The following is a 19,465-nucleotide window of genomic DNA, read 5'->3' as shown; positions in this document are numbered from 1 at the left end:
GGCGAATGCACAGTCCTGATACTTATCACATCCCAATTCACTTGTCATAATGCGGAATAACCGGGTTATTAATCTATAAATTTACATCATTTTCATAGATTATAGCTGAAATGGTATAAATATAGTTAACTGGCTAGTCCCTCCAAGAGGCATGTCACATATGCTTAAACTACAGACAGACACGAATGACGAATGGAAGGGATCATAATTACATCCACCATTTTTGTCCATCTGAACTTATATCATGGAAGGGGTCAAACACAATGTCTATGAATGGTCAAGGAATGAGAGGTTTGTTGGGAAGAGAGATTAAGATTAACCGGGGAGGACCTGATTCAGTACAAGGTACACTCACGGACGTACGCTGGGACTATATGGCGATGAACTGCAAAGAAGGGATTGTCTACGTTAATGAATCACATGTCAAAAGCATAACAGATACAGGCCGTTCCGGTGGTAACCGAAATGCAGCCATGGGGAATCCTATTCCTTCCAACACGTTTTTGGGCGTTATGCAAGCACTCCGCTTCCGCCGTGTTCAGATTAACCGGGGAGGACCTGAAAAAGTGGAAGGCATCCTGGCCGATGCCAACCAGAACCAATTGATCATGACTTTGAAAAATCAGGAGATTGTTCGTATTCCGATGCAACATGTGAAATCTGTATCCCTCGTACGTGGTGGTGGGAACAACAACAACAGTAGTAATACAAGTCAAGGGAACCAAGCAGCCCAAGGTAATCAGGCGGCTCAAGGCAACCAGTCTCGTGGCAACCGTTCTCAAGGGAACCAAGCAGCTCAAGGGAACCAATCCCAGGGTAATAAGTCCGGCGGCAACAAGTCACGGAACAACCAAGGCAATCGTTCTCAGGGGCAACGAGTTCAAGGCAACCAATCCCAAGGAAATAAATCTGGTGGTAACAAGTCGCGAGGCAATCAAGGCAACCAGTCCCGTGGCAACAAATCCGGCGGTAAAAAGAAGTAACTGAAATAAACTGACAACTTAAGTTATCTACCAGCTTAAAGGGGGGAATTATCATGTTGATCTTCGTCGCATTAGTCTTGATTGGTGTGCCTTTTTACTGGATCGTTGCACCCGGAAGGCCCACTCCATCCCATGAACATCTGCTTCAGGCTTCGTCAGGACTTCTCCCCCTGGGAGGTGAATCACAGTAAATGCCTGACTACCAGTTGTGGTTAACCTTCGGGGTCTTTATCATCACTGTCATTTTCCTGATGTGGCGTCCTGGCGGATTGAATGAATCTATACCCACCTCGCTTGGCGCCCTTCTTCTTATTTTAACTGGAGTGAGCAGCTATGCTCACATTGTTGGAATCTTCGGGATCGTATCTGGTGCAGCCGTAACAATCCTCTCTACCATTGTCATGTCGATTATTTTAGATAGCATCGGTTTTTTTCGCTGGATCGCTTTGAATATGATTGAGAAAGCAAGAGGTTCCGGCTTTCGATTGTTCTGGCTAATTCTATTACTTTGTTTTCTCATGACCATCTTCTTCAACAATGATGGCAGTATTCTGATCACAACTCCGATTATTATTCGAATCTGTTCTATACTTCGTCTGAAAATGCATCAACAGTTACCCTACCTGATCTCAGGTGCGCTCATCGCCACGGCTTCCAGTGCGCCAATTGGACTTAGTAATCTGGCAAATCTGATTGCTTTGCAAATGGTTGGCTTAAATCTGAATACTTATACTCAGATGATGTTTGTGCCATCCATGCTTGCGATCATGGTGATGACCGTACTGCTGTTCTATTATTTTCGTAGAAGTATTCCCAAAGTTATTCATCATTTCCCTGTATCCCTGCAGTCTTCATCCGGTTCAGGATATCATCCGCTACAGACGGCTGAATCCGAGAATAAAGTAGACTGGTGGCTGTTCCGTGTCTGTATAGGCATCGTTGTATTTATCCGTGCAGGATATTTTCTAGCTGAGCAAGTTGGTATACCCATGGAGGTAGTTGCAATCACTGGTGTTATTCTCATGCTCGCTGTGCGTTGGTATCGCACCCGGACTGGACTCAAAGATGTGATAACACAAACGCCCTGGCACATTCTACTCTTTGCCTTCAGCATTTATGTTATTGTGGATAGTCTTCACCGCGCAGGCATGACCGCTTGGATCATTCAGTGGATGAAACCTATAATAGAAGGAGGAAATGCCAGCATCATTGCTGTATCGGGGTTAATGCTCACTCTGCTTTCCAATCTATTCAACAATTTGCCCTCCGTCATGATTGGGACCTTTGCTGTTACAGATCTTCCACTAAGTGAATCTCAACTGCATCTTGCATATCTTGCTAACATTCTGGGAAGTGATATCGGAGCCTTGCTGACGCCTATTGGCACCTTGGCAACGTTAATTTGGATGTATATATTAAAGACCCATCATATTCGAATCTCCTGGAAACAGTATATGAAAGTTACCTTTATTGTGATACCAATCAGTCTAATTGTTAGCCTAATTTCACTATATATTTGGACATCTATTCTCTATTGAGAGGAGGAATACTGTGGAACTTCTTACGCATTGGCTGGGTAAATCCGTCGAATTGGAGCTGTCTGGCTGTAAACTACCGATCCAGGGTGAGATCATTGATGTAGGCCAGGATCTGATTGTAGTCTACGGAAACCAGCGATTTGTTTATATTCCACTTCATCATGTTCAATCCATGCATGTCGGCACAGCAGATGATTCAAGTATGATTGTGCCAACACCTGACCCCGAGATGGATCACACCAACATCTCTTACCGCAAAATGCTGATGAACGCCCGTGGACGTTTCAGTGAAATATCCATCGGAGGGAAAACATTGCATGGGTATATTACAAATATTATGAATGACTACTTTATGTTCTACTCTCCGTTATATCATTCTATCTATGTCTCCATTAATCATCTGAAGTATATCATTCCTTCACCTGTTAACAGCACACCCTACTCCCTTAGTAAACAACATTTCCCTATGCAACCTTCGTCCATGTCACTCTCCCGTACACTTGATCAGCAACTTCATAAAATGATAGGTGAACTTGTTGTACTCAACCTCGGTTGCAAGCCCTACAGAGCAGGGTTATTGAAGAGTGCAGACAGCCACTTGCTTGCGTTGGTAGAAGCGGATGGGACTTCTTTAATTATGCATACCGATCATATCCAAACCATTCATCTCCCTTGAATATCAGAAGAACAAAAAGGTTCATCTGCCTATGGCTGATGAACCTTTTTTTCACCTTTACATCCTACCATCTTCTGCGTCCACGATCACCCCTATTATGATCATTCAACTCACCAAGACGATCGTATGTCTCTTTATATATCCGAATCACGGCCTGAACTTTGATGAAATCAGCATCTTCCGGTCCAAGCCCCTCCATAAACATTCTCTGAATGATCTGTTGGAAGAATTGCACTCTGGCCTCAATCTGTTCTTGCTCAAGCTGTAATATGTCTTCGAAACTGTGGTTCCCTATGTAATCCATCAACTCATCATCAGGACTGGAATAATCTGCGTTTCTCCGATCTGCTACCCATTCATCCGGCTCATTGGACTGGAGGTTAACACTGGTGCGTAATTGGGATAAGATGATTTTCTCTTTAGCCAACATGACATGAAAATCTTTGTTACGGAGTAGCTCCGATACAATCAGACTGCACATTTCACGGTTTTGGATCAGTATGCCGTCAAAAGGATGTAGCGTCCACTCCCCGTTTGCATAATACAGGTTAAAGTTAAAGAACTCACTGCCATATTTGTATTGAATATTAATCTTGGTCTCATCAATAATCTCGAATGAAAAGTCCAGCATGTTCAGCAAGCTCCTTCGCACAACCCCAGATTTTACCTTCATTCTATCAAATAAATGAAACAAAGAGACGCACTCGGCGTCCCTCGTAGAAAATAAAACCATGTAGCAATCTCGATACGATATGCAGCGAGTCCTACCCTAATCCAGGAAAGATCCTAATGCACTGGAATCCGGTTTGTTTTTCTCCGGAATGGCAGCAGCCTTCGGCCCTTCCAGACCCAGTCGATCGCTCATTTTAGCGTTAAGGGTTGTCATTTTGTTGGTATAGTCATTACAGCTCTCGATGATCCGGCGATTAGACTGCTCGGACAGATCCAGCGCAGACATCAGATCACCCATCGCCTGATTGACCGCTTCAAGGGACATCGCCGGTTTGGACAACAGTTCATTTGTTTTCTCTGTTGTTGTCTTCAACAATCTGGCGTTCTCCTTGAATTGATCTTCAATCGTCTTATTCGTAGCTTCCACAGCAGAAATGACCTTCTCCTGATCATTAAGAGCCATCGCAATCATGGCCGAAACGGTGATCAGATTCGCTGTTTTATCAATGGCATTATTAACGGAATCAATCAGCTTGTCATTGTTATCATTAATGATGTCGGTAGCTGCGATTGCCTGATTGTACAGCATGATCATCTCTGTCATGGATTGGGTACGTGTAACCACTTTGCGCAACCCACGCTCCAGATGTGCTTTACGATTCTCGTTCTCAGGCTTGGCAATCTCGGTTTCGAACAATGCTTTCAATTGATTACCAAAAGAGATTTTGGTCTGCAGATTGTAGATCTCCTGAATGGAGGAACGTTTCAATTGGCGCATATTTACGATGCTTTCTTCCAGGTTGTCCTTGCCGTCCCGCAACCCGTTAATGATGGCATCAATGTTCGTGCGAACGGATTGATAACGGTATACATAGTTTTTCAGCGGGCTTTTACGTAACAACTTCCCGACAAAACTCACATTTTTACTCTGCTGCAAACTCTCACATTCATCACGGAGCTTCAGGATCATGTTTGATACCTCTGCCCGATTCCCGGACATCAGTTCATTGACTGGACGATCAAGCAACTTGAGAGTCTGCCCTGCTCTCTCTTGTGTTTTCACGCCCAACTTGCCGATATCATCCATTAAGGTATCCAGATGAGCCGGATCACTTTGGGACACTTTCTGAATAAGCTGTGTTGCTTCCTGGTTAATCCGTTGCTCATCTTCCTGCTTCAACTGAGCCCATTCCGTTGCCATGCCAATCCCTCCTATAATTCAGAGCTGTTATACCGTTGATGTATTAGTTCCGCTTTGTTCTGGAGCTCCATTAAGTCTTTATGTTCAATCGTTGATACAATATCCGATATCTTGGAATCCACGTCTCGAAGACCATTCAGCAGCATACGCCGATTGTTGCGTTTGGCTTCTCCACTTAAACGTAAAAATGGATTAATAAAACCGTTCAGGTCTTTTAAAATCAGTCTGCGCACCGTATGGTTGATATCTCCGTTATTTAGTTCCTGAAGGGAAGGAATCACACGCTGCAAACGGGCAAACAACGCCAATGATTTCTCCACGATCTCATTATCCAGCTCGTTCTTCTGACCTTCGGAGATGATCATATCCTCCAGAACTTCCAGGTATTCAATCACCGGATCAAATACAGGATCTGGTTCAGTCCGGGAAGGCTTCGCTTGTTCTGTGCTTGCATGCTGTGCGGGAGTGGAACTCGGTTGGGGCTCTGCCAGAGAAGCTTCTCGCGCCCCTGTTGGCACTGTGCTCGGTGCTTGTCCACCATTCAAGCGGGATGGTTCATTTCCGATATCTGTAATGGGTACAGGGGCTGATGACGAACCCTGGACCTGTGTACGTGGCGTGGAACGTGAAGGAATCAATCCTCCGACCACAGTTGCCAGTGCCGGAATTGCCCACGTGATGACATCCGGTAGAAAGGGACTCGTGATCGCCGCGAGACCATAACCGACCAATGCGCCTATACCTATCTTCGTTTTCCGTAACATTACTTGTCCTCCTGCCTTAACAACACATATCCGTATTGTAAAAAAACCATCCAGAAGGTGTCAATGTTGAGGGAAATTCTCAGCTAGACGTGGTGTACTCCGCTTACCTTCTGAACGTCGATTATAAATGGTTGTTCGATATGACTTCCCAGTATGCCAAACTTCGGATGAAGTGGTCCAATATCATGGCCAAGTGCAGACTTGACCGCCAGATACGGGAAGTTCACGCCCGACAGACAAGACATGTGCAACCCACCCGACATACGCGGATTGATCTCCAGCAACTTCGGTGTATCCTTGCGATATTTCATCTGTATATTAAAATTATAAGGAATCCGATATACTTCTGCCACATTGCGGGCAATCGCCAGCAATTCCTCGTTTTCTTCAAGCAAGCGCAAACGTCCTCTTTCTTTTCTACGCGGGATAGCCGTTAATAGTTTCCCATTGCGATTCGAAAGACAATCAATGCTGTATTCATATCCTTCCAGTACCTCCATCACCATGACATTTTGAAAGGACGGAGCAGAAGAGAACGCACGCAGGGCATCTTCATACGAAATGGAGTTAAGCGCGTATCCGAACAACTCCTGCAACGGATCACGTTCATTATTAATCACTCGGAATCCCATACCACCCTCACCATTACATGGTTTGAAGCATACATCGTGTCCACGTGCACGTAGCGCCTCATAGGCTTGCTGGAATTGTGCAGCATTACTGACCGTGAAATAATCCGGAATCTCCATAATGCCCTTCTCACGCACCGATTCATAGAACCGGTCTTTCTCCATCAATTGTTCCAGCAATTCCGTGTCCGAGCATACGATAACCCGTGTACCGATCTCTTCGAACAGGGAGATATGTCTGCTGATGTCCAGCATGTTCCAGCGTGGAATAAACACATCAATCTGATGACGACGGCAAAAGTCGAGGCAAAAATCAACATACTCCCGGCCCGTTAGACGCGGTTCAACTTCTGCAACATCACAGCCCTGTAATGCCATATGTCCAGGATCAGGATGAGTACCGTAGATCTCAAATTCCATACCGTCCTCATTGTCCCGAATCGCATTCATATAATGATACGTTACAGAGAACCAACGGTTGAAGTAAATCTTCATTTTTTTCATTTATACGGTCTCCCTTATCTCGGCATGGTCTATCTGGGTCTGTTGATCGTTATGAATACGGTGAACGTAATCGAGAATCTCATCTGCTGCAAAAGCACCGAATTGTTCCGTAAATTGATACGGTACCTGCTCAGGTACACGCTGTCTCTCCACATGTAACTCTCCGTGAGACGGAGCAATGGCGTAGTGCGCAAAGTCCAGCAAACAACGATCCAGCAAGGAATCACCCGAAGCAATCACAGGCATATCGCCAATACGTTGCCTAATATGCTCCACTGCAGCTCGTTTGTTCACGGCCGAAGGCACCAGATAGAGCTTCCGCCCCTGAATCGAACTCTCCCATCCCAGCGTCTCTAACACCCGAATCTTTTCCGCAATATGCTCCATTGGAAGCTTGTCACGTTCGATCAGCAATGCAAAGAACAGCTCATCACACAATCGCTGATTAATTACCCACTCCGGGCTCAGCACATCGTCAAATAAATTCAGGATCTCTTCGGGAGTAGCTGCCTGCTGACGAAGCAAAGAACGAATATGCAGATTCCATTCATCGTCTACCTGACCGTCAACAATGATGTTGCCACCATTACTCGTCACCGCATATTTCGGAATACATTCGCTCTGAAAAATATGAATGCGCCGGTACTGCTCCACGGTACGTGTCGTCACAGGCATGAATACAATGTCTTGTGGCAAAGACTGCAACCGCTCCAGTGCATATGCTGACATAAAAGCGGACAACTTGCCGTTAATCCACTCTGCGGGAACAAGTCCCGGTGTATCTTCGGGAATACGGAGCGCACGACGGGAGTACACCAGCGTCTGGTCCAGATCACTTGCGTAGATCATCATTCTCCTCCACCTCCCAGGGATTGAATAATGCCGCAACAGGAATAGGTTAATCCCGGATATACCTCAACCGGCACATTTCTGTCTCTGGCGAGCATTATGATATGTTGCAAATCCGGATTATCCAGACGGTCCACAAGAATCTTCCAAGGGACACGGCGCAGTAACACCCGGGTTGTTTCTCCGATTCCAGGTTTGATCAGATTGATGTTCGCAATGCCAAAGGATTGCTGGATGGACTCGATATCCTGCCAGCCTTTCCAGGTGATTTCCGAAGTACCAGTAGCATTGTCCTCCGTTTGAATCTCCGTCAGGTCCATCATCTGCGGAAAATGCTGAGCAATAGTATCCACGTATTCGGTCGACACATCCGCAGAGGACCATTCACGATACCATTTGGCCCCGTGAAAATCTGACGGTCCAATCAGATCATCGCGAAGTACTGTACGGCTCACCAGTCCCGATACCGTGGAATTCAGACAAGCACTAGGAATAAGATAATCTTCCCTTGTCCCAAAGGTGCCTGAGCATTGCCCCGGATCGGCCAACACGGCAAGATCATCATCGAGACTTATGCCATAAGTCCGTTCCATTTGGTCACAGGACTCTTTCAGCACTTTGCGAATAGCCCCTTTGCCTGTCCAACCGTCTACAAACTGAATAGCTGTTTCCAGACCATGCTGCTGTAAAATATATAAAATTGCGTTCTCGTCCATACCCTTGCCACGAATAATTGAAATGCTATAATGCGGAATCGTCACTTTGTATTTCAATTCAATATAACGTTTGATCAGGATGCCCACAGGTGTTCCGGCTCGAGCCAGAGATACTAGCACAAGATTCAGTCCCCTGCGCTCTACAATCTTCTCAGCCACAATGGCGGTATGACGCGCGATTCTTGCAGCGGATTGTTCCAGCGTCTGATGGAACAGCTCAATGTATTCTGCTGTGGGCTGGTATTCCACGGGCAGCATCTCCGAATAATGAACCCCGGATTGGATCGCCTGCTCCCGTTCACCCGTTCCCTTTTCCAGATCCACATGGCTGATATCCTTCAGTAGGAAAACAACGTCTGATGCAGCATAACTGCCCATTGGCTCAGGAGACGGAATCTCACGTTGTCTGATTAGCTCCAGTGTAGTTAAGTTCATTGCTCGTTGTCCCCTGTCTTCTCTGGCAAGCCGCAATATACGATATGAATGTGTCCACACCCCAACTGCCCCAGTACCTTCAACATCGGTTCCATTCTTTCTTCGGACATCTGTCTCTCCAGCAGAACAAAAATCTCATCATATTGTCCCGGAGCGATGTTATAGATAAAGTTACGAACAGATGCGTCTTCCGGTGAGGCATATCCGGCACCACTACGAACAGCATATCCTGGAGCCGGATGTGTATGGATTGGACTGCGGGTAGTGGATTGATACAACACGCCTTCTCCCATCTCGGCAGCAATACGCATCGGAATGTACATGAACTCCCCTGTTCCCATCACCAAAGTCCGTTCTCCCGTACGCTGCGTCCGAAGCCGTTCTGCAATCCGGCTAATCTCCTGGCGCAATTCGCCATTATGACGGGATTGCATACCAAACCTGCCCGTATGCTGGACGTAGCTCGCTGTGCTACGTTTACCTTCACCATCCTCCGAAGTAGCGTGCAGCTGATCGAAGGCATCGGCAACGGTAGAGGTTTGAAGCGTTACGGCAGGATGGGATAGCTGCTCATCTTGCTGTGTTGCTTCCAACTGTGGAGTACCCACTACTTCAATACGGCCCTTCAACAGGCTTAACGGTGTAATGGTAATCCCCAATTCAGCTTCCAGTTCGGCAAACCGAAGTTCGTCCGCTTCCGTACGCCAGTCCAACAGCGAAGCAATCACATATTGCTTCCGAGGATATCTGGCCTGAATATCCCTAATGATATTCAACGTCGTTTTGCCCGTCGTAATCTCGTCGTCCACCAGAACAATCGGGCCCTCTCCTGCAAAAGCTTCATGATCCAACGCATAACAACGATGAGCCATCGCATGGGAATGTTCTTCTTCAAATTGAATATCTGGATGCATCGCTGGAACATACTCGCGAGTGGTGTGAATATAAGAAGCTTGATCAGCAAACATCTCGTACATGCTGTGACCCAACGCTGTAGCGGTCTCGGCAAAACCAACAAAACGAATCGTTTCCGGCAAACTCAAGCTTTCTTGCAACAGCATGTTGTACACTTGCCGGGCTTGCTTGGGATCAATCAGCCCCTCGACCATTTCCCGTTTCCACTCGGTGATCTGAACTTTCGTCTCTTCCGTCTTTTCAGTCAGGTGCTCATATAACAGAACAGCCAATGCCGCGCCACTCAGAAGCGAGGTATACGGGTTAACCGGGATGTGCTTGCCCAGCAGTCTGCTTACAAACAGAAATGAACGTTTCTTATTGATGCGTGCAGCCATGGAAAATAGAGATTCTAGTGGAAGTTGTAACGGGTTATGTGTAACCTGAACGTTCAGACTGAATTGATCAAGAATTGGGAACGTAGTTATGTTGTTGTTCGTGCTTGGGCAAGAGCCCGACAAAATGCTGCTGTTCATGTAACACCCCATATATTTGTGATCGGATTAGAATTCGATTCGCCCAGCTCAAGTGTGGTTTAATCTCATTCATTTTGTTATAGTAATTACTTTTGAACACACCCAGGCTACCGTCATTACGGGCGATGATGTCTTGTGCATCGGAATATTCCTCATGTGTAACAACGTACATCGCTTGTACGGGTTTAATATGAGAAGGATGAATGATCGTTTTGCCTACAATTCCATTTTCCTTATCCATCATGACTTCACGCATCAATCCATCCATTGTGTTCGTAATATATTTCATCCTCAGATGCAGCCCTGATTTGCCAAGGGTTTCTTCGAATGGAGTCTGTCGTAATTGAGGTTTGAACACGCGCTCCCGCTGACTGAAATATTCCCAGACAGGACCCGAGATCACATACGGCTTGTCCATCCGTCCAAACAGATTGATAATATCCGAGATGCAGTCACGGATCGTGGCGATATCGTATATAGTCAATTCCGGGCTTCGGCGTAATCCAAACAGGCTGGAGAAATCGGTCGCACCTATGCGTACATTGAGCACATATTCAACATTTTCATCTAGGATGTTCCGAAGGCCCAGTAAGGTCTCCCAACGTGTCTCCCGATATATTATTGAAGCCGTTTCCAATATAGGCATTCCATAGAGAACGGGATAATGATCCGGTTTCCGTTGATTATAACTGCGGATCTGGTCGAAATAGGCTCTTCCATTGCCCACACAAAACTTGGGCAAAGCCACGCCTGTCAGCATGGACACCAATGCTCCCAACGTATCAATGAGACGTTCCAACTGTTCTGGTGAACGTACACGAGCAAACAGAAGAGGCATTTGATCCTGACTCAGCATGCCTGTCTCCATATAAGTCATCAGTTGAGTTAGATGCTGTACCAGACACTGCTCGGCAAACTCTACTTGATCGTCACCCACAGCGTCCTCCAGATCAATAATAATGGTCGTCAGACCTTCATGTTTACCATTCATAATGTCGTCCGCGATATGTGTGCGCGTCGCGGGCATATATAGAGCAGCCCCAACAGCATATGCCAGTAGATCTTTGGAAGTCCGGTGATTGAACGAGACGGGTGAAGAGAAAAATAAAGTATCTTCTTCTTCCAGACTCAAAAAGTTAAAATATTTCAGGGTTGTCTCCTCCTCGCACCTTTGGCAATAGCCAATCTGCAATAGTTGATTCCAGCTGTCGGGGCATAAAAACCAATCCCTCCTTAGTCTGGAGGGATTGATGGTCTATTATCGAGGATAACGTTGGTCAACAGTATCCTTGCAATGGCGCTGACCGATACAGCGTTTATATATTGATTAAATTCAAATGATTACTTTCTTCCCGCAACCCACTGCATTCCCCAATCATGAGCCTCGTCCAACGCCTGATGGCCATTATAGAACTGCACGATTCGTTCAATACTGAATGTCTCATTGTTCACATTGCGTAACATCGCGATGCCACACATGCCAAGCGGGCTCCCGTATTCATTCATTCGGACAATGATATCCGGGCCATCCTTCTGCTGGATAGTTACCACACCATCTACTTGAGACCAGTTGGCCACACCACCATAAATATAGGTAAATACCAAGATGCGCTCAATTTCCGAGATACGGGCACCATTAATCCGCAGATTCTCTCCCGTCTTAACAGATCCCGTCCGGTCATCCCCATCTAGTGCAATATAAGGGAAACGATTCAGTGAACCAAACGTTTGTCCCAATGCCTGAATCACATCTCGTGTACCATCCTTCATCTCGAACAGACAGCCCAAGTCCAGATCCACACTCTTGCTACGACCAAACAACCCTTTGCTACCCTGTTGATTCCAGTTCAGGTTAATCAGGATTTCACCAAGTCCCCCCGCATTTTTCTTGAGGTTAATGGTGTCGCCCTTCTTCTTCAATTCAATTTTGCTGAAATTGATCGAATTCACAGGAGCAGGCGTCGGTTCTGGTGCGGGCGCCGGGGGTGGTGGAGTCGGTACAGCTGTCGGAGGAACGGTTGAAGTCGTTGGTACAGGGTCCGATCCACCATCCACATCCACACCAAAGTTAGCGCAGAGTGCATTCAATCCGCCTGCAAAACCCGATCCTATCGCATTGAACTTCCATTCTCCGTTATGACGATACAATTCACCGATGACAATCGCGGTCTCCACTGTAAAACCGCTTCCCAGATCATATCTCATTACTTCCTGACCTGTAGCTGCATTGGCAAACCGTAGAAAACCATGCTGAACCTGTCCAAAATGATGGCGTCGTGCTTCACCGTCATGAATCGTCAGGCTGAAGGCGATTTTCTCAATTCGGGCAGGGATTTTGCCAAGATCAATGGCGAATTGTTTCTTCTCGCCACCAACCTGTCCACCATCCATGTACGTGATGAACGAGGTAGAGGGCTGATTATAAAAGATAAAATCCTCATCTCCAGCCACTTTATTGTCTGAACCCAGAAGGAATGCTGATGTGTCCAGCTCTACACCCGAGGCTGCCTCCCAACCAATGCCTACCGTTAGACGGGACAAGCCCGGATTGGTTTTGGTCAGATCACTCTTCTGGCCTTTCACGACAGAAATCGCCATAGCAGATTCACCTTTCTATGCCAAGTTATGTTATTGTGCATCCAGCCCGTAATTTTTGCATAAAGCAGATAGTCCACCTGTGAAGCCACTGCCTACCGCCTGGAATTTCCAGTCCGCACCTGCACGGTAAAACTCACAGAACACTACAGCTGTTTCGGTAGAGTAGTCTTCTCCGAGGTCGAAACGAAGCACTTCCCGATCACTTGCAGCATCTACAACACGAACAAAAGCATTGGAGACTTGTCCAAAATTCTGCCCTCGTCCATCTCCATCATAGATGGTTACGGTAATACCAATCCGGTGAATGTGCGCAGGGATTTTACTGAAATCAACAACAACTTGCTCATCATCGCCATCACCTTCACCTGTACGGTTATCACCAGTATGTGTTACTGAACCCGCACCGCCGCTTGGATTGTTGTAAAAAACAAAGTCATCCGTACCTTTGGCTTTTCCATCTTCGTACAACAAAAAAGCCGAAGCGTCCAGGTCAAAGTCGACTCCACCACTATATTTGTTTGTATCCCAACCCAAACCAACCACCACACGGGTAAGGCCCGGATTCGTCTTAGTCAGGTCAATACGTTGTCCTTTGGCAAGACTGATCGTCATTTGTTTTTCCACCTTTCCAAAATATGTGATTAAATGAAAAGGAGAACCGTCCAGGAGACGGTTCTTCCCATCCTGTAAGTCGTACTGTACGTCCTATTGCAAACCGTAGTCGCGTGTCAATCCAACCAATCCATCCTGGTAACCACTACCAATGGCACTGAACTTCCACTCGCCGTTATGACGATACAATTCACCAACAACTACACCTGTTTCGATGGAAAAGTCTTCTCCCAGGTCGAAACGAATCAGTTCTTCGCTGTTTGCTTCGTTAACGATTCGCACATAAGCACGGGAGACTTGTCCGAAGTTCTGGCTACGTTCTGTAGCTTCGTAGATCGTAATGGAGAATGCAATTTTCTCTACATTTGCGGGTACGTTAGGCAGGTCGATATTGATCTGCTCGTCATCACCATCGCCATCTCCTGTACGGTTGTCACCGGTGTGAACAACAGAACCATTTTCATTTTGTGGATTGTTGAAGAAGATGAAGTTTTTCTCGCCTTCTACTTTACCGTTTGCATTGGCACAGAATACCGATACATCCAGGTCAAAGTCTTTTCCGCCATCATACTTATTGGTATCCCAGCCCAAGCCTACTGTGATTTTTGTCAAACCTGGGTTCGTTTTAGTCAGATCGATTTTTTGACCTTTAGAGAGATTAATTGCCATCGTATGATCATCCTCGCTTATTTAAGTGTATTGTAGTTATCGTGACATATGAATATCAGGATTATTGTCGATTTAGGTTAAATCTTGTACTTAGGAGTACCTGCGAGCGAGTTCGTTGATATGTACCGCATGGGAACCCTCTCCAATTGCCGAGAATTTCCATTCGCCTCCATGACGATACAATTCACCACAGATCAACGCTGTTGAACCTGTGTAGTTTTCGGATAGATTGAACTTCACGAGCTCACTGGAATTTTTACCATCCAGAATACGAATATAAGCCTTCTCAATCATGCCAAAATCTTGCTTGCGATTGACACAATCGTAGATATTAACAACGATTAATACTTTATGAACATCAGCAGGAATACGGGACAGATCCATTTTGATCTGTTCGTCGTCGCCGTCTCCCTGTCCTGTTAAATTGTCACCTGAATGGATAACCGAACGACATGCACTTTGCTTGTTGTGGAAGCAAACCAGGTTGGAGTCCTTGACCAACTTGCCTTCCTCATTCAACATGATCGCCGATGCATCACAATCGATATCCGCTTGTTTTTTTCTTCCAAAGAAACCTTTGGCAGTTACCGGGTCCCAACCGAGACCAGCAATCACCTCAGTAAGTCCTGCATTGCCTTTGGTTAAATCAATCTTCTGTCCTTTGACCAAATTAATGCTTGCCACTGATTTTCACCTCCCTTCATATGCAAAATAGCTACTTAGAGATTGAATTCACTCGGGTTCAGTCCAAGTACAATGCATATCTCGGCAACGACTCTTTTCTCCTGATCATCAAAGTTGCCATCAGCTGAACCAATCGCACTGCATACACCCACAATAACGCGTCCTACATCTGGCTTGGCTTTGAATTTCCCAATAGCTTTCAGCGCTTCCTGCTTCCCGATCTCTGGAGAGAACTCAAAGTTCGCAACATAATGATTAAAGCGTGTAATCACTTCAGCCATATCAAATACTTTCAATTCCTGACTCAGGTTGATATAACCGGCCATCTTGTTCTTTTCCGCTTCGTCAATGGAACCATCTGCAAAAGCAACCAGTGCACAACCTGCAACCACGGCATCCATAAAATCTTTATTTTTAAACTTTTTGACTTGCTCTTCAAGTCCTTGTTTTGTTGAATTTAACCAGCTTTTAAATGAACTCATACTCAACCTCCAATAGTTTCAACCTGGTGTTCCGTACATTCTTTTCAAGATTTTTCAGTAACTTTCATATCTACATCATGTTGAATATAAGTTAAATTATTCCTTAACTATACTCTGAAATACGGCAATTTTCTACATTAAAAAACAATTAATACCTTATGATACGCATTGTTCTGGATATAGTTTCAAGCGAGATGCGAGAACTTTCTATTCACTTCATTTTTCAGTCAAATATTCCCCTATTTGAAGCCCAAACATAAAAAGGCTCTGATCAGGGGATCAGAGCGCTTATTTCTACCAACACCAAAATTATAAATTTCATGAATGATTTGAATCCGTGAATTTATTCCGATTTTTCAAAATCAGCCTGTTGTTGTTCATAGATTTCATAGAAGTCGTCCCAGACTAGTACATTATCCTTTTCCTTGCTCCACCAGTCTTTGTACCATGCTTCAATCTCCGGGCCCCCGCCTTGCTCCCACTTCTGCTGTGCTTCCGTTGCAGCCTGTTCGACTGTATATTTGCTTCCGCCAATGATGGAACGGGTAAAGATATCATTGATCGCTGTTGTCACATTGGTCAACTTCACCTGAAGATCCTTGGGTAGCTGCGGCATATGTTCCGAATGGGTAACACCCTCTCCTACCGGAAGATCCGTCATGTATACCTCACGCGCTTCCTTGAATAGTCGAAGTCCTTCCTTCTGGGATGGGATCTCTTCGCTGAACAGCATTTCTGTGTACCCGCATTTGCCTTCCTCCAGACGGCTGTACAACATGGCGTAATCGCCTGCCCAGCTGATCTCCTGCTTGTATTTCTCCTGCTCCGAGATCCGCGGACAGCCTTGATCGTTCAGCGTATAATGCGTGTTTTCAAATCCATTTTTGAAGGTTCGGCCTGACTCTATTTTGGTCAGAAAATCGATATATTGCATAACTGCTTCCGGATTTTTGGCTCGTGCATTCACAGCTGCAGTCATCTGAACCGGGTTATTCCACACCATCGTGTGCTGTCCTACGGACGTGGTTGGCAGAGCGATGACCTTTAATTTGGCTTCGGGAACATTCTGCATCAGTGTATCCAGTTCCTTCGCTGCAAACCCGGTATAATCCGAAGTCATGGCTGCGTACATACCGATTTTGCCATTCAGGAAATCCTGCTTTGCCTTGGCCCCATCCTTGTCGGTCAATAAGTCCTTATCCACCACTCCTGCTTCATATAATGCACGTTTGAATGCCGTGGCTTCTTTCATGTTGTTGGGACCAACCACCATCTCCCCGTCCTCCACATTCACCCAGTTGGCGTTGTACATATAGCGGAACAGACCCGCTGTATCGCCGAACTGAAATCCACCGATGCCATATGTATCCTTAGCTCCGTTTCCATCGGGATCATTCTCCGTGAATGCCTTGGCTACCGCCAGCATCTCTTCCTCATTGGTCGGTACCTCCAGATTCAACTTTTCCAGCCAGTCTTCCCGAATGAAAAAGCTCGTTAGTGGAAACACCTCGTTCATACGTCCCACTTCATAGAGCTTACCATCGCTTTTGATGCCGGCCTTCTTGAGCTGGGGATATTTCTCCATCAAGGCTTTGTATTCCACACTCGAGTTCTCGATCAACTCATCCAGTGGCATCAGCTGTTTTTGATTAAACAGTGTGTTACGGATGGGCGTACCGAATTCAAAAATGATATCCGGTGCACTGCCAGAAGCGAATAATACGTTAAGTTTCGACTGAGATTCCCAGCGGGGAACTGCTGTATATTTTACATTTGCCGGGCCATTCTCGTTAATCCACTTGGACCACATATTATCTTCGATCGTACCCATGCCGCTTGGGACCGCGCCCCGATCATAGATCGTTGACGTAATGTTCCCCCTGTTGCCTTCGCCTTCCGCCTGTTCGCTACCATTACCTCCTGTACATCCCGCCAGCAAACCACCGATCAAGCCCAGAACGAGACCCGACTTCATCCATGCCTTCATCGTTAACGCCATAGATAAGACCCTCTTTCTCTCCTGTATTATGAACCCATGCGGGTTAACCCACAGCCTGCTTTAACCTTTAATTGATCCAAGCATGACCCCTTTAACGAAGTACTTCTGCAAGAACGGATACACTGCCAAAATGGGTATGACCATCACAATGACAGCTGCTGCCCGGATGCCTTCCGGGGTCAGATTCGATATCATCGTTGGATCAGTAAAATCCTGTACATTCAGATTGGACATAATCATATTTTGGACGAGCACGGTCATGTTGTATTTGGACGTATCATTGATATAAATCATCACACTCATGAACGAATTCCAGTAACCCACGCCGTAAAAGAGAGCAATAGTCGCCAGCAAAGGTTTGGATAATGGCAACACGATTCGGAACAAAAGCCCCAGTTCACCACAACCATCGATGCGCGCAGCCTCGTCCACTTCCCCCGGCAGATTTTCAAAATAAGATCGCATAATCAGCATGTTGTAAGTGCTCACCAGGCCCGGTAGCCAGAGCGCGCCGTAACTGTTCACAAGACCGAGATTTTGCACGACCAAATAAGTCGGGATGAGTCCACCGTTAAAAATCATCGTGAACACCATCGCCATCGTAAAGAAGCGCCGGTGATAAAAATGTCTACGTGACAGCGGATATGCCGCCATAATCGTCACCGCCATGCTGAGCCCTGTACCGATCAATGTGATCTCCACACTGTTCCAGAATGCATTCAGAATCGGCGTTCCCGTAATTAGGCTGTGATAGGAGAACCAGGTGAAATCGACGGGCCATAACCCCACTTGACCTGAAACAACCGCTCTCGCATCACTAAATGACAAGGCAACAATGTTCAGTAAGGGCAGGATACAGCTGACGGCAACCAATGACAACAATACATAATTGATTAGATAAAAGACTTTTTCTCCTTTGGTTTTTCTCATGCTGTTCTCCCTCCCTACCACAAACCTTCGTTAAATCGACGCGCGATATAATTTGCACTGAAAATAAGGATAAATGCAACCAGTGATTCGAACAATCCCATCGCCGTTGTCAGGCTGAACTGTGCTCCCTGAAGACCGGTGCGGTAGATATACGTACTGATTACATCTGCTATCTCATTGACATTGGAATTCTGAAGCATATATACCTGGTCGAATCCGACCTCCATCACCCGCCCCATCGACAGAATAAGCAGGAGAATAATGGTGGAGCGTATACCCGGAAGGGTGACATGCCAGATCTGGCGCATTTTGCTGGCCCCATCCATCTGTGCAGCCTCGTATTGACTCGGATCAATGGTCGTTAGTGCCGCGAGAAAAATGATGGCATTAAAGCCCATGTCCTTCCAGATCCCTGAGCCAACAAACACCGCTACCCACGAACCCTTGTTGTACATGAACGGATAAGGCGCTCCCGTCCAGGCCTCGACCCAGCGGTTGACGATCCCATTTTCCAAAGAGAAAACCGTCATGATCATCATCGCAATGATGACCCAGGAAAAGAAGTGTGGCATATAGACCACCGTCTGCACCGTTCGCTTAAAGGCCATGTTTCGCACTTCATTTAGCATAATGGCCAGAATGATCGGAATGGGAAACCCGATAATGATGCTTAACAGACTGAGGAACAAGGTGTTGCGAATAATCTCCACCGTGCGCGGATCACTGAACAGCGTCTGAAAATGCTGAAAGCCCACCCATGGACTGTTCCACAGCCCATCATAGAAGTTGTAATCCTTAAAGGCCATGACCAGCCCTCCGATGGGTGCATAACGAAAGGTAAGGTAGAACATAATCACCGGAACAAACATCAAGATTAACGGTATATTCATCTTGAATTGTCGAAGCCGCTGCTGCCGAATCCGATGCTTCATTTCACTGTCCGGCGGTTGTAATCCAGACGGCGGACCTGCGGTCAGTTCCCCCTTCACATCCATCACTCCTCTCTGCTGTTGATGTACTATAGTTGTATTTTAGATAAAAATGTAAGCGTAAACATTTGTTATTTAACGATCCTTTTATAATTTTCTACGCAA

20 protein-coding genes are annotated in these 19,465 nt (G+C 46.0%); 4 read left to right on the top strand and 16 right to left on the bottom strand.

The window, feature by feature from the left end; genetic code table 11:
• Positions 1-263: 263 nt before the first annotated feature.
• The 4 genes from MKY01_RS05480 to MKY01_RS05465 are packed head-to-tail and all read left to right on the top strand — an operon-like array spanning position 264 to position 3,197.
• Positions 264-983 (top strand): hypothetical protein, encoded by a 720-nt coding sequence (locus MKY01_RS05480; RefSeq protein WP_282319256.1) that lies wholly within the window; start codon positions 264-266, stop codon positions 981-983.
• A gap of 53 nt (positions 984-1,036) precedes the next feature.
• Positions 1,037-1,174 carry a hypothetical protein gene (locus tag MKY01_RS05475; RefSeq protein ID WP_161799422.1) on the top strand — a complete coding sequence of 46 codons (138 nt, stop codon included), beginning with the start codon at positions 1,037-1,039 and terminating at the stop codon, positions 1,172-1,174.
• Complete coding sequence (locus MKY01_RS05470; protein ID WP_127547309.1) at positions 1,175-2,521, top strand: arsenic transporter; 1,347 nt, start codon at positions 1,175-1,177, stop codon at positions 2,519-2,521.
• Between the two features lie 13 nt (positions 2,522-2,534).
• Positions 2,535-3,197 carry a DUF2642 domain-containing protein gene (locus MKY01_RS05465; protein WP_282319257.1) on the top strand — a complete coding sequence of 221 codons (663 nt, stop codon included), beginning with the start codon at positions 2,535-2,537 and terminating at the stop codon, positions 3,195-3,197.
• Positions 3,198-3,261: 64 nt separating this feature from the next.
• Here MKY01_RS05465 and MKY01_RS05460 read toward each other — a convergent pair whose 3' ends face one another.
• The 16 genes from MKY01_RS05460 to MKY01_RS05385 form a co-directional block, all read right to left on the bottom strand.
• Complete coding sequence (locus tag MKY01_RS05460) at positions 3,262-3,828, bottom strand: hypothetical protein (protein WP_036606283.1); 567 nt, start codon at positions 3,826-3,828, stop codon at positions 3,262-3,264.
• 138 nt (positions 3,829-3,966) lie between these two features.
• Positions 3,967-5,070 (bottom strand): toxic anion resistance protein, encoded by a 1,104-nt coding sequence (locus tag MKY01_RS05455; RefSeq protein WP_036606281.1) that lies wholly within the window; start codon positions 5,068-5,070, stop codon positions 3,967-3,969.
• Positions 5,071-5,081: 11 nt separating this feature from the next.
• Entirely contained in the window at positions 5,082-5,834 is a 753-nt protein-coding gene (locus MKY01_RS05450; RefSeq protein ID WP_036606279.1) for a hypothetical protein, read from the bottom strand.
• 83 nt (positions 5,835-5,917) lie between these two features.
• The gene (locus tag MKY01_RS05445) at positions 5,918-6,967 is read right to left on the bottom strand and encodes an ATP-grasp domain-containing protein (RefSeq protein ID WP_339285768.1); all 1,050 of its coding nucleotides are present in this window, start codon (positions 6,965-6,967) and stop codon (positions 5,918-5,920) included.
• Positions 6,968-7,816 (bottom strand): hydrolase, encoded by an 849-nt coding sequence (locus tag MKY01_RS05440; RefSeq protein WP_315373228.1) that lies wholly within the window; start codon positions 7,814-7,816, stop codon positions 6,968-6,970.
• Positions 7,816-8,967, bottom strand: coding sequence for a cysteine protease StiP family protein (locus tag MKY01_RS05435; RefSeq protein ID WP_339285766.1), 1,152 nt, complete (start codon positions 8,965-8,967; stop codon positions 7,816-7,818). The genes MKY01_RS05440 and MKY01_RS05435 overlap by 1 nt, the downstream gene beginning before the upstream one ends.
• Complete coding sequence (locus MKY01_RS05430; protein ID WP_339285764.1) at positions 8,964-10,397, bottom strand: phosphoribosyltransferase family protein; 1,434 nt, start codon at positions 10,395-10,397, stop codon at positions 8,964-8,966. Before MKY01_RS05430 ends, MKY01_RS05435 begins: the two co-directional genes overlap by 4 nt.
• On the bottom strand, positions 10,327-11,547 hold the full coding sequence (locus tag MKY01_RS05425) for an HpcH/HpaI aldolase/citrate lyase family protein (RefSeq protein WP_339287090.1): 1,221 nt from the start codon (positions 11,545-11,547) through the stop codon (positions 10,327-10,329). The genes MKY01_RS05430 and MKY01_RS05425 overlap by 71 nt, the downstream gene beginning before the upstream one ends.
• 191 nt (positions 11,548-11,738) lie before the next feature.
• Positions 11,739-12,995, bottom strand: coding sequence for a TerD family protein (locus tag MKY01_RS05420; RefSeq protein WP_339285762.1), 1,257 nt, complete (start codon positions 12,993-12,995; stop codon positions 11,739-11,741).
• Between the two features lie 30 nt (positions 12,996-13,025).
• Positions 13,026-13,607 (bottom strand): TerD family protein, encoded by a 582-nt coding sequence (locus tag MKY01_RS05415; protein ID WP_036606267.1) that lies wholly within the window; start codon positions 13,605-13,607, stop codon positions 13,026-13,028.
• A gap of 93 nt (positions 13,608-13,700) precedes the next feature.
• On the bottom strand, positions 13,701-14,276 hold the full coding sequence (locus MKY01_RS05410; protein ID WP_062837432.1) for a TerD family protein: 576 nt from the start codon (positions 14,274-14,276) through the stop codon (positions 13,701-13,703).
• Positions 14,277-14,366: 90 nt separating this feature from the next.
• Positions 14,367-14,960 carry a TerD family protein gene (locus MKY01_RS05405; RefSeq protein WP_036672556.1) on the bottom strand — a complete coding sequence of 198 codons (594 nt, stop codon included), beginning with the start codon at positions 14,958-14,960 and terminating at the stop codon, positions 14,367-14,369.
• Between the two features lie 35 nt (positions 14,961-14,995).
• Positions 14,996-15,442 (bottom strand): tellurite resistance TerB family protein, encoded by a 447-nt coding sequence (locus tag MKY01_RS05400; protein ID WP_036606259.1) that lies wholly within the window; start codon positions 15,440-15,442, stop codon positions 14,996-14,998.
• Between the two features lie 343 nt (positions 15,443-15,785).
• Positions 15,786-17,441 carry an extracellular solute-binding protein gene (locus tag MKY01_RS05395; protein ID WP_339285760.1) on the bottom strand — a complete coding sequence of 552 codons (1,656 nt, stop codon included), beginning with the start codon at positions 17,439-17,441 and terminating at the stop codon, positions 15,786-15,788.
• A gap of 60 nt (positions 17,442-17,501) precedes the next feature.
• Entirely contained in the window at positions 17,502-18,371 is an 870-nt protein-coding gene (locus MKY01_RS05390) for a carbohydrate ABC transporter permease (protein ID WP_036606256.1), read from the bottom strand.
• A 14-nt stretch (positions 18,372-18,385) separates the two neighbouring features.
• Positions 18,386-19,303, bottom strand: a complete 918-nt coding sequence (locus MKY01_RS05385) for an ABC transporter permease subunit (protein WP_339287089.1) — start codon at positions 19,301-19,303, stop codon at positions 18,386-18,388.
• Between the last annotated feature and the right edge of the window lie 162 nt (positions 19,304-19,465).

Origin of the sequence: Paenibacillus sp. FSL R5-0486, from assembly GCF_037975155.1 — a bacterium.
GTDB classification, from domain to species: domain Bacteria; phylum Bacillota; class Bacilli; order Paenibacillales; family Paenibacillaceae; genus Paenibacillus; species Paenibacillus amylolyticus.
The sequence above is the reverse complement of the archived record's forward strand: the minus strand, read 5'-3'. Positions and strand labels throughout refer to the sequence as shown.

What these genes read in the sequence shown, in the direction of transcription:
- MKY01_RS05395 (WP_339285760.1), bottom strand. Translation starts at nt 17,441, where the DNA reads ATGGCGTTAACGATGAAGGCATGGATGAAGTCGGGTCTCGTTCTGGGC.
- MKY01_RS05480 (WP_282319256.1), top strand. Translation starts at nt 264, where the DNA reads ATGTCTATGAATGGTCAAGGAATGAGAGGTTTGTTGGGAAGAGAGATT.
- MKY01_RS05415 (WP_036606267.1), bottom strand. Translation starts at nt 13,607, where the DNA reads ATGACGATCAGTCTTGCCAAAGGACAACGTATTGACCTGACTAAGACG.
- MKY01_RS05420 (WP_339285762.1), bottom strand. Translation starts at nt 12,995, where the DNA reads ATGGCGATTTCTGTCGTGAAAGGCCAGAAGAGTGATCTGACCAAAACC.
- MKY01_RS05470 (WP_127547309.1), top strand. Translation starts at nt 1,175, where the DNA reads ATGCCTGACTACCAGTTGTGGTTAACCTTCGGGGTCTTTATCATCACT.
- MKY01_RS05450 (WP_036606279.1), bottom strand. Translation starts at nt 5,834, where the DNA reads ATGTTACGGAAAACGAAGATAGGTATAGGCGCATTGGTCGGTTATGGT.
- MKY01_RS05430 (WP_339285764.1), bottom strand. Translation starts at nt 10,397, where the DNA reads ATGAACAGCAGCATTTTGTCGGGCTCTTGCCCAAGCACGAACAACAAC.
- MKY01_RS05385 (WP_339287089.1), bottom strand. Translation starts at nt 19,303, where the DNA reads ATGAAGCATCGGATTCGGCAGCAGCGGCTTCGACAATTCAAGATGAAT.
- MKY01_RS05445 (WP_339285768.1), bottom strand. Translation starts at nt 6,967, where the DNA reads ATGAAAAAAATGAAGATTTACTTCAACCGTTGGTTCTCTGTAACGTAT.
- MKY01_RS05390 (WP_036606256.1), bottom strand. Translation starts at nt 18,371, where the DNA reads ATGAGAAAAACCAAAGGAGAAAAAGTCTTTTATCTAATCAATTATGTA.
- MKY01_RS05455 (WP_036606281.1), bottom strand. Translation starts at nt 5,070, where the DNA reads ATGGCAACGGAATGGGCTCAGTTGAAGCAGGAAGATGAGCAACGGATT.
- MKY01_RS05440 (WP_315373228.1), bottom strand. Translation starts at nt 7,816, where the DNA reads ATGATCTACGCAAGTGATCTGGACCAGACGCTGGTGTACTCCCGTCGT.
- MKY01_RS05410 (WP_062837432.1), bottom strand. Translation starts at nt 14,276, where the DNA reads ATGGCAATTAATCTCTCTAAAGGTCAAAAAATCGATCTGACTAAAACG.
- MKY01_RS05435 (WP_339285766.1), bottom strand. Translation starts at nt 8,967, where the DNA reads ATGAACTTAACTACACTGGAGCTAATCAGACAACGTGAGATTCCGTCT.
- MKY01_RS05460 (WP_036606283.1), bottom strand. Translation starts at nt 3,828, where the DNA reads ATGCTGGACTTTTCATTCGAGATTATTGATGAGACCAAGATTAATATT.
- MKY01_RS05475 (WP_161799422.1), top strand. Translation starts at nt 1,037, where the DNA reads ATGTTGATCTTCGTCGCATTAGTCTTGATTGGTGTGCCTTTTTACTGG.
- MKY01_RS05400 (WP_036606259.1), bottom strand. Translation starts at nt 15,442, where the DNA reads ATGAGTTCATTTAAAAGCTGGTTAAATTCAACAAAACAAGGACTTGAA.